8 protein-coding genes are annotated in these 8,847 nt (G+C 67.5%); 4 read left to right on the top strand and 4 right to left on the bottom strand.

Annotated features, from left to right (window positions below; all coding sequences use genetic code 11):
- Positions 1-60: 60 nt before the first annotated feature.
- The 4 genes from odhB to F3J18_RS23375 all read left to right on the top strand — a co-directional run bounded on the left by odhB (position 61) and on the right by F3J18_RS23375 (position 4,668).
- Complete coding sequence (gene odhB, locus F3J18_RS23360) at positions 61-1,344, top strand: 2-oxoglutarate dehydrogenase complex dihydrolipoyllysine-residue succinyltransferase (RefSeq protein WP_013697787.1); 1,284 nt, start codon at positions 61-63, stop codon at positions 1,342-1,344.
- Positions 1,345-1,431: 87 nt separating this feature from the next.
- The gene (gene lpdA, locus F3J18_RS23365) at positions 1,432-2,862 is read left to right on the top strand and encodes a dihydrolipoyl dehydrogenase (protein WP_025101215.1); all 1,431 of its coding nucleotides are present in this window, start codon (positions 1,432-1,434) and stop codon (positions 2,860-2,862) included.
- Positions 2,863-2,983: 121 nt separating this feature from the next.
- Positions 2,984-4,081, top strand: coding sequence for a cell division protein ZapE (gene zapE / locus F3J18_RS23370; RefSeq protein WP_025101214.1), 1,098 nt, complete (start codon positions 2,984-2,986; stop codon positions 4,079-4,081).
- A 149-nt stretch (positions 4,082-4,230) separates the two neighbouring features.
- A complete protein-coding gene (locus F3J18_RS23375; RefSeq protein ID WP_166914500.1) occupies positions 4,231-4,668 on the top strand; it encodes a transposase in 438 nt (145 codons plus the stop codon).
- A gap of 95 nt (positions 4,669-4,763) precedes the next feature.
- Here F3J18_RS23375 and F3J18_RS23380 read toward each other — a convergent pair whose 3' ends face one another.
- From F3J18_RS23380 to F3J18_RS23395, 4 genes are all read right to left on the bottom strand, one after another.
- Complete coding sequence (locus F3J18_RS23380; protein ID WP_025101212.1) at positions 4,764-5,225, bottom strand: DUF2147 domain-containing protein; 462 nt, start codon at positions 5,223-5,225, stop codon at positions 4,764-4,766.
- Between the two features lie 185 nt (positions 5,226-5,410).
- Positions 5,411-7,093: a POTRA domain-containing protein gene (locus F3J18_RS23385; protein WP_029951248.1), complete on the bottom strand. Its 1,683-nt coding sequence runs from the start codon at positions 7,091-7,093 to the stop codon at positions 5,411-5,413.
- A 126-nt stretch (positions 7,094-7,219) separates the two neighbouring features.
- Positions 7,220-8,581: a collagen-like triple helix repeat-containing protein gene (locus tag F3J18_RS23390; protein ID WP_166914502.1), complete on the bottom strand. Its 1,362-nt coding sequence runs from the start codon at positions 8,579-8,581 to the stop codon at positions 7,220-7,222.
- A gap of 40 nt (positions 8,582-8,621) precedes the next feature.
- Positions 8,622-8,847, bottom strand: a 226-nt coding sequence (locus F3J18_RS23395; protein ID WP_205195540.1) for a hypothetical protein, incomplete at its 5' end; no start/stop codon positions are given.

Consider the following 8,847-nt stretch of genomic DNA (forward strand, 5'->3'; position numbering starts at 1 on the left):
AGCACGAGCCAGGCCGCAGGATCCCGACATTACCCAGATCAAGCATCCAGGAATCAAGTCATGGCTATCGTAGAAGTCAAAGTCCCCCAGCTTTCCGAATCGGTTTCGGAAGCCACCATGCTGCAGTGGAAGAAGAAGCCCGGCGAGGCGGTCGCGCAGGATGAAATCCTGATCGAACTCGAGACCGACAAGGTCGTGCTCGAAGTGCCGGCACCGGCAGCCGGCGTGCTGTCGCAAGTGCTGCAGAACGACGGCGACACGGTCGTCGCCGACCAGGTGATCGCCACCATCGACACCGAGGCGAAGGCCGGTGCCGTGGCCGCCGCCGCGGGCGAAGCCGAAGTGCGTCCGGCCCCGGCGCCGGTCGCGGTGGAAGCCGCGCCGGCCGCGCAAGCGGCTGCCGCCTCGGGCTCCAGCAACACCACGGCCTCGCCGGCCGCGGCCAAGCTGCTGGCCGAGAAGGGCGTCGATCCGAGCCAGGTCTCGGGCACCGGTCGCGACGGCCGCATCACCAAGGGCGACGCGCTGGGCGCCAACGCCACGCCGGTGAAGGCTGCCTCGGCGCCGGCCGCCGCCGCGCCGAAGAAGGCCGCCGCGCTGCCGGACGTCAAGGTGCCGGCTTCGGCCACCACCTGGCTGAACGATCGTCCGGAACAACGCGTGCCGATGTCGCGCCTGCGCGCGCGTATCGCCGAGCGTCTGCTCGAGTCGCAGCAGACCAACGCGATCCTGACGACCTTCAACGAAGTCAACATGCAGCCGGTCATGGACCTGCGCGCGAAGTACAAGGACAAGTTCGAGAAGGAGCACGGCGTGAAGCTCGGCTTCATGTCCTTCTTCGTCAAGGCGGCGGTCCACGCGCTGAAGAAGTTCCCGCTGGTGAACGCGTCGATCGACGGCAACGACATCGTCTATCACGGCTACTTCGACATCGGCATCGCGGTCGGCTCGCCGCGCGGCCTGGTGGTGCCGATCCTGCGCAATGCCGACCAGCTGAGCCTGGCCGACATCGAGAAGAAGATCGCCGAATTCGGCCAGAAGGCCAAGGACGGCAAGCTGTCGATCGAGGAAATGACGGGCGGTACCTTCTCGATCTCGAACGGCGGCGTGTTCGGCTCGATGCTGTCGACGCCGATCATCAACCCGCCGCAGTCGGCGATCCTCGGCGTGCACGCCACCAAGGAGCGCCCGGTGGTCGAGAACGGCCAGATCGTGATCCGCCCGATCAACTACCTCGCGCTGTCGTATGACCACCGGATCATCGACGGCCGCGAAGCGGTGCTTTCGCTGGTCGCCATGAAGGACGCGCTGGAAGATCCGGCGCGCCTGCTGCTCGACCTGTAAGCCCAGCCTTTCCCGCATTGAATCGCCCAGGTCGCGCGGCGCACGCAGGACGTGCCGCCGCGCGCGGGGCAACAGAGAAGGATAGTCATGTCCAAGGAATTTGACGTCGTCGTGATCGGCGCCGGCCCCGGCGGCTACATCGCCGCGGTGCGCGCCGCGCAACTCGGCAAGACGGTTGCCTGTATCGAGAAGTGGAAGAACCCGGCCGGGGCGCTCAAGCTCGGCGGTACCTGCCTGAACGTCGGCTGTATTCCGTCGAAGGCGCTGCTGGCCTCCTCGGAAGAGTTCGAGAAGACCTCGCACCACCTGGCCGACCACGGCATCACGGTGGGCGACGTGAAGATCGACACCGCCAAGATGCTGGCCCGCAAGGACGCCATCGTCGAGAAGATGACGGGCGGCATCGAGTACCTGTTCAAGAAGAACAAGATCACCTGGCTCAAGGGCCATGGCAAGTTCACCGGCAAGACCGACGCCGGCGTGCAGATCGAGGTCAGCGGCGAAGGCGAGACCGAAGTCGTGACGGCCAGGAACGTGATCATCGCGACCGGTTCGAAGGCACGCCACCTGCCGAACCTGCCGGTCGACGGCAAGATCGTCGCCGACAACGAAGGCGCGCTGACCTTCGAGACGGTGCCCAAGAAGCTGGCCGTGATCGGCGCCGGCGTGATCGGCCTGGAGCTCGGTTCGGTGTGGCGCCGCCTGGGCGCCGAAGTGACGGTGCTCGAAGCGCTGCCGGCGTTCCTCGCCGCGGCCGACGAAGCCGTCGCCAAGGAAGCCGCCAAGCTGCTCAAGAAGCAAGGCCTGGACATCAACCTCGGCGTGAAGATCGGCGAGGTGAAGACCTCGGACGCGGGCGTGTCGATCGCCTACACGGACAAGGACGGCGCGGCCAAGACGCTGGAAGCCGACCGCCTGATCGTGTCGATCGGCCGCGTGCCGAACACCGACAACCTCGGCCTCGAGTCGATCGGCCTGAAGGCCAACGAGCGCGGCTTCATCGACGTCGACGACCACTGCCGTACCGCGGTGCCGAACGTCTACGCGATCGGCGACGTGGTGCGCGGCCCGATGCTCGCGCACAAGGCCGAGGACGAAGGCGTGCTGGTCGCGGAAGTGATCGACGGCCAGAAGCCGCATATCGACTACAACTGCATTCCGTGGGTGATCTACACCTCGCCGGAAATCGCCTGGGTCGGCAAGACCGAGCAGCAGCTGAAGGCCGAGGGCCGCGAGATCAAGGCGGGCAAGTTCCCGTTCTCGATCAACGGCCGCGCGCTGGGTATGAACGCGCCGGAAGGCTTCGCCAAGGTGATCGCCGACGCGAAGACCGACGAAGTGCTGGGCGTGCACATCATCTCGGCCAACGCCTCGGACCTGATCGCCGAAGCCGTGGTGGCGATGGAGTTCAAGGCGGCGTCGGAAGACATCGCCCGGATTTGCCACGCGCACCCGTCGCTGTCGGAAGTGCTGCGCGAAGCGGCCCTGGCCGCCGACAAGCGTTCGCTGAACAGCTGATCGAGGCGGCCTTCGGGCCGCCACGGCGCCGCGCCGGCCCTGCTGGCCGGCCGGCGCTGCCGTTTGATGCCGAAGGCGGGCGGGAGTTTTCCGCTCGCCTTTGGTTTTTCCGGTTTGCATGATGAACGTCACCGAATACTACGAGCGCGAACTGGGCGCGCGCGGCTACCAGGCCGATACCGCGCAGCGTGTCGCGATCACGCGCCTGCAGCAATGCTTCGACGAATGGGTCGCCTACAAGGCGCGTCGCTCGAACGCGTTCAAGAAGCTCGTTATCCGGCCGGAACTGCCCAAGGGCGTCTACATGTGGGGTGGCGTGGGCCGTGGCAAGAGCTTCCTGATGGACAGCTTCTACGCCGTGGTGCCGGTGCAGCGCAAGACGCGCCTGCACTTCCACGAATTCATGCGCGAGGTGCATCGCGAGCTCGAGGAATTGAAAGGGCAGGCCGATCCGCTCGACGAACTCGCGCGCCGCATCGCCAAGCGCTACCGCCTGATCTGCTTCGACGAGTTCCACGTCTCGGACATCGCCGACGCGATGATCCTCTACCGCCTGCTGGACCGGCTGTTCACCAACGGCGTGCAGTTCGTGATGACCTCGAACTACGATCCGGACCTGCTCTACCCGGACGGCCTGCATCGCGACCGCATGCTGCCCGCGATCGCGCTGATCAAGCAGAAGCTCGACGTGATGAACGTCGATGCCGGCGTCGACTACCGCCAGCGCACACTGACCCAGGTGAAGATGTATCACACGCCGCTCGGCGCCGAGGCCGACCGCGAGCTGCGCAGCGCCTTCGCCAGGCTCGCGGCGGTGCCCGACGAGAGCCCGCTGCTGCATATCGAGAAGCGCGAACTGAAGGCGCTGCGCAAGGCAGACGGGGTGGTCTGGTTCGATTTCGCGACCTTGTGCGGTGGCCCGCGCTCGCAGAACGACTATCTCGAGCTGGCCTCGCGCTTCCACGCGATCGTGCTCTCCGAGGTGCCGCAGATGTCGCCGCGCATGGCCTCCGAGGCGCGCCGCTTCACCTGGCTGATCGACGTGCTCTACGACCACAAGGTGAAGCTGCTGATGTCGGCCGCGGTGCCGGCCGAGGAGCTCTACGTGGAAGGCCCGATGGCCAACGAATTCAGCCGCACTGTCTCGCGCATCGTCGAGATGCAGTCGCTGGAATATCTGGAGACGCCGCGGCGCGTGGTCGATACCTCGCTGACCTGAGCCCCGGGGCGGGCGCCGCCCCGCCGTCCGGGCGCGTCACCGGCTGCGTCGGATCGATCCGGGGCGCCCTGCAATTTTCGGAATCGTCCAATATTCATGGCGATTCCGGCTCGATATCTTGGTCCTGTTCCCGTAATCGGAGGGGTGACATGAGGCCGTATCGAGACATCACCGACAGCGAGTGGCAACGTGTTGCCCGCTTGCTGCCTGAATTGCGCCCGCGCAAGGAGTTGCGCGGGCGTCCTCTTGCCGACGCACGCGACGTGCTCAACGGTGTGCTCTGGGTGATCTTCAGTTGCGCATCATGGTCGGCGATTCCTCGCCGCTATCCGGCTTACCAAACCTGCCATCGCCGTTTCATGCTCTGGTATGAATCAGGCACGCTGCACGCGGTGCTGAACGAGCTGTTCGGGCCGGATTGCGACGATCTCTACGAAACCGTCACGGTGCGCATGCGCAAGCACGTCCACTCCCGCGCCGCCGAAATCCGGCACGCCCTCGTGCCGAACCGCATCCACGTAGCCTGCGCGGAACCGCGCCCGGAGCCGCGCAGGCCGTCCCCGTCAGATCCCCATTCCGGCGCCTGAGCGTGGCGCGGCCTCCCTTCGAAATCCGCGCGCGGTCGCTCTATCCCATCCACGTCCCGCATCATGCGACACGCAAGGTGTCGCATCCCGTCGGCTTATTGCTGGCGCACCCAGGTCTGTGAACGACCGAGCAGCGAGACGCCGATATAGCCGCGCACCACCAGCTTCTGGCCGCCATCCTCCAGCGTCATCTTGCACTTGTAGACCTTGCCGTTCTCCGGATCGAGGATGTTGCCGCCGTCCCAGTGATCGCCATCCTTCTGCATGTCCTTGATGATCGTCATGCCCTTGATCAACTGATCCTTGCGCTCGTCCGTGCAGGCCGTGCAACGGCGGTCGGGCGTGTCGTTCGCGCCCAGGCCCTTGGTCACCACGCCGGAGAGCGCGCCATTGCTGTCCTGCGAGATCTGCACGAGGGCCTTCGGGTTGCCGGTGTGATCGTCGATCGTCTGCCAGGTGCCGATCGGGCTGTCGGCCTGGGCGAAGGCGCTGCATGCGGCCGCCAGCAGGGCACCGCCGACGGCGAGCTTGCGCAGCGAAAGAGTGAAATGGCGCATTGTCTTCCTCCTTGGATAGCTTGTCTTTTTCGTGGGATTTCTCGGCGCCGGCCCGTCCTGCATCGAGGCCGGGCCCGCCGGAAAGCTCTTCGGAGAATACGTCAAAGCCACTGCCGCGTCTGATAGAGGTGCCTCTAATCGAGACGGCCCGCGCGCGCCTCGGGCGCGCGGGCCGGCGGCCGGGGTCAGTTCAGTTGGTAGGAGAACGACGCATTGATGCGCGGGCTGCGTGAGGCGCTTTCGATCGGGGCGTCGCCGATCGCCTTCGCCACGTTCAGGTCGAGGTTGTAGTGCTGGCCGTCCGACACGCGAATGCCGATGCCGACCGAGGACAGGCGATTCGGCAGGGGCGTGCCCGCATGCAGGTAGACGCGCGCCATGTCGTAGGCGATATACGGCGTGATCGACTTCAGGTACGCGTAGCCGACCGAGAACTGGCGGTTGATCTCGGCCGACATGCCCCAGCCCGAATCGCCGGAGGTTTCGCCGGGCTCGTAGCCGAGCGCGAAACGCTGCGCGCCGAACGCGATCTGCTCGGTGGTCGGCAGCGACACGGGACTGAACTGGCCGGTCAGCTGAACGGTCGTGCCGATCTTGAAGGGCCACTGGTTGCTCTGCACGACGGTGCCGCCGGTGCGCACGAAGGTGATCGAGGCCGGGTTGTTCTGGACCGTGCCGGGGATGTTCGTCTCGCCCGATTTCGAGGCGCCCAGGATGTCGAAGGCCTTCGCCACGTTGAAGCTCAGCTTGGTGACCGAACTCGTCCGCACGGCGGTGTAGTCCATCTGCGCCTGCAGCACGCGCACCTGCGAGCGCAGGCCGATGAACTGCCCGCCGATCTGATTCTGGTAGTTGTCCACGCTGTGCGAGGCATAACCGGACACGGTGGCCAGCAGGCTGCGCTGGTTGTTGAGCAGGATCGGGTAGGAGGTCGAAATACCGATCTTGTCGTTGACCACCGTGCGCTTCACGTAGGACGGCAGGCCCGGGTTGTCGGTGGGATTGCCGCGATAGTGGGTGGCATCGACGCGCGCGGTCCAGCCGTTGCTGCCGATCGGCACCGCCGCGCTGGCTGCCACGTAGGTGACGTTGTTCGGCCCCTTGGGCGCGAGCGCCGAGATGCTCAGCTGCTCGCCCAGCGAGGTGAGGCCGCTCTCGGTGACGGTGAACACGCCCTGCACGCCGGGATTGGTGGTGGCGATGCCGCTGCTGATGTTGATCGGCTTGCGCGACACGTCCAGCGTCATGGTGGTGGCGCCGTCGGTGTTCTGCGGCGGCGGCACGTTGGCCTTCACGGTGATGCCGGGCAGCAGGCCGAAAGTGTTCACGTAGCGCTCGAAGGTGTCCTTGCGCAGCGGCCGGTCGGCCGTGATGTGGGCCGCCACCGCGCGCAGCTTCGATTCCATCGCACCGGGCTTGCCGGTGATCTGCACGTCGGAGACGAAGCCCTCGACCACCGTGATGCGCACCACGCCGTCCTCGAAGGTCTGCGCCGGCACGAAGGCGAACGACAGCGCATAACCGCGTTCCTGGTAGAGCTTGGTCACGCCGTTGGCGGTCTCGATCAACTGGCCGATCGTGACGTCCTTGCCGACCAGCGGCGTGAAGCGGGCGGACACGAGATCGAAGGGAATCGACTTGACGCCCTCGATGCGGATCGTCGAGGGCGTGAGATGGCGGGCCAGCAGCTCCTGCACCTGTTGCGCCTGCGGCTCGACCTGGACCGTCACCGTCGAGCGCTGCGGGGCGTTGATCTGCGGCAGCGATTCGAGCGGGTTGCCGGCGGGGCGGCTCTGTGCATGCGCGGGACCGGCGGCTGTCGCGGCAAGCGCGAACAGCATCGTCCAAACCTGGTGAGTGGATCTCATTATGGGTAAGTCCTCGTAGGCCAGCTTTTAGTTTTCTACTGCGAACGGGCGGCATCGCGATGCCGCCCGTCCCGTGCAACTGGTGATGACCGTGCGTGCCTCCCGCCGGCACGCACGGATGCTGCCTTACTTTCCGACGCTGCCCAGCGTGCCGAGCAGGCCCGTCACCGGCGCGAGCAGGCCGGTGGAGCCGCCGCCGGCGCCCGAGGTGGCCGAGCCCAGCGTCGAGGTCAGCGAACCGACCAGGGTGGTGACCGGCGAGAGCAGCGAGCCGGCGGCGCCGCTGCCCGAGGTGCTGGCCCCGCCCGTCGCGCTGCCGAGCGTCCCGGTGACAGTATTCAGCAATCCAGTGACCGGCGCGAGCGGATTCGCGCTGCCTGTGCCGCCCGCGCCACTGGTGGCCGAACCGAGCGCGCCGGTGAGCGAGGAGACCACGCCCGTGACCGGCGCGAGCAGGCCGCCCGCACCCGTGCCGCCGGTGGCGCCGCCCAGCGAGCCGAGCAGGCCGGTGAGCGGATTGCTCGCGGGGCTGCCGCTCGACGAGCCGTTGGCGACCGTCACGGTGGAGCTGCCCACCAGGCTGGTGATGAGCCCCGAGATCGGGTTCGCGCCATTCGGGCCCGAGGCGTTGACCAGGCCGCCGGCATTGCTGACGGTATTGCCGATCGACGAGACCAGGGTGCCGACGTCGCCGACCAGCGGCTGCGAGGAGGTGCTGCCGATCTTGGTGCCGACCGAGGCGACCGCGCCGCCCAGTTGCTGCAGCAGGCCCGAGACCGGGGCGCCGAGGCCGGTGGCCGCGCCCACCGTCTGGGTGGTCTGGCCGACCGTGGTGACGATCGGCGTGATGGCCGAGCTGATCGGTTGCGTGACGGCCGTGACCGGGCCCGAGGAGAGCACCGTGCCGAGCGTCATGCCGCCGGCCTGCACGCCGTTGGCGACCGTGTTGAGCAGGGTGCCCAGCGGCGTGGTGATCGGCGAGAGCGCCGACAGCTGGCCGGTGCCGAGCGAGGTCACGGTCTGGCCGAGGCCGGCCACCGTGGTGCCGGCGGCGCTGACCACGTTGCCCAGGCCGGCGACCGTGGTGCCCACCGGGTTGGCGGTCGTACCGATCTGGCCGAGGCCGTTGGACAGCGCGTCGGCCGCCGCGCCGACCACCGTGCCGACGCCCGACACGCTGTTGCCGAGGCCTTGCGTGACGCCGCTGCTCAGGCCGGGGATGCTGACCGAGCCGATGGTGTTGCCGAGGTCGCTGACGGTCTTGCCGGTGGTGCTCAGCAGGCCCGTGGTGCCGCTGCTCGAGGACGAGCTGGTGCCGCTGGTGGTGGTGCCGCCGCTGGTGCCCTGCGGCGTGTTGTTGCCGCCGCCGGCGGTGGTCACGTCGCTGCCGCCGCAGGCCGCGAGCGCGGACAGGGTGGCGGCCGCGATCACGGTCAGGGCAAGGCGTGCGACGCGCTGCGCCGACGGGGTCGAGTGGATCGAGTTCATGGTTGGGCTCCTAACGCTATTTGGTCTATGTGGTCGATGCTTAGTGCTTGCCGCCGCCGAGCAGGCCGCCGACCAGCGAGGTCACGGGCGAGAGCAGGCCGCCGCCCGAACCGCTGGTGCTGGTGGTGCTGCTCGAGCCGCTCAACCCGGCCACCGTGGTGCCGGTGCCCGAGGTGGCCGCGCCGCCGGTCGCCGCGCCGGCTGCCGAGCCGAGCGCGCCGGTCAGGCCCGACACGAGGCCGGTGACGGGAGCCAGCAGGCCGCCC

It is taken from the genome of Burkholderia sp. Ax-1720, assembly GCF_011753035.1.
Lineage (GTDB): Bacteria > Pseudomonadota > Gammaproteobacteria > Burkholderiales > Burkholderiaceae > Burkholderia > Burkholderia gladioli.

Coding starts and splice junctions, on each gene's coding strand:
- odhB (WP_013697787.1), top strand. CDS start 61: ATGGCTATCGTAGAAGTCAAAGTCCCCCAGCTTTCCGAATCGGTTTCG.
- lpdA (WP_025101215.1), top strand. CDS start 1,432: ATGTCCAAGGAATTTGACGTCGTCGTGATCGGCGCCGGCCCCGGCGGC.
- zapE (WP_025101214.1), top strand. CDS start 2,984: ATGAACGTCACCGAATACTACGAGCGCGAACTGGGCGCGCGCGGCTAC.
- F3J18_RS23375 (WP_166914500.1), top strand. CDS start 4,231: ATGAGGCCGTATCGAGACATCACCGACAGCGAGTGGCAACGTGTTGCC.
- F3J18_RS23380 (WP_025101212.1), bottom strand. CDS start 5,225: ATGCGCCATTTCACTCTTTCGCTGCGCAAGCTCGCCGTCGGCGGTGCC.
- F3J18_RS23385 (WP_029951248.1), bottom strand. CDS start 7,093: ATGAGATCCACTCACCAGGTTTGGACGATGCTGTTCGCGCTTGCCGCG.
- F3J18_RS23390 (WP_166914502.1), bottom strand. CDS start 8,581: ATGAACTCGATCCACTCGACCCCGTCGGCGCAGCGCGTCGCACGCCTT.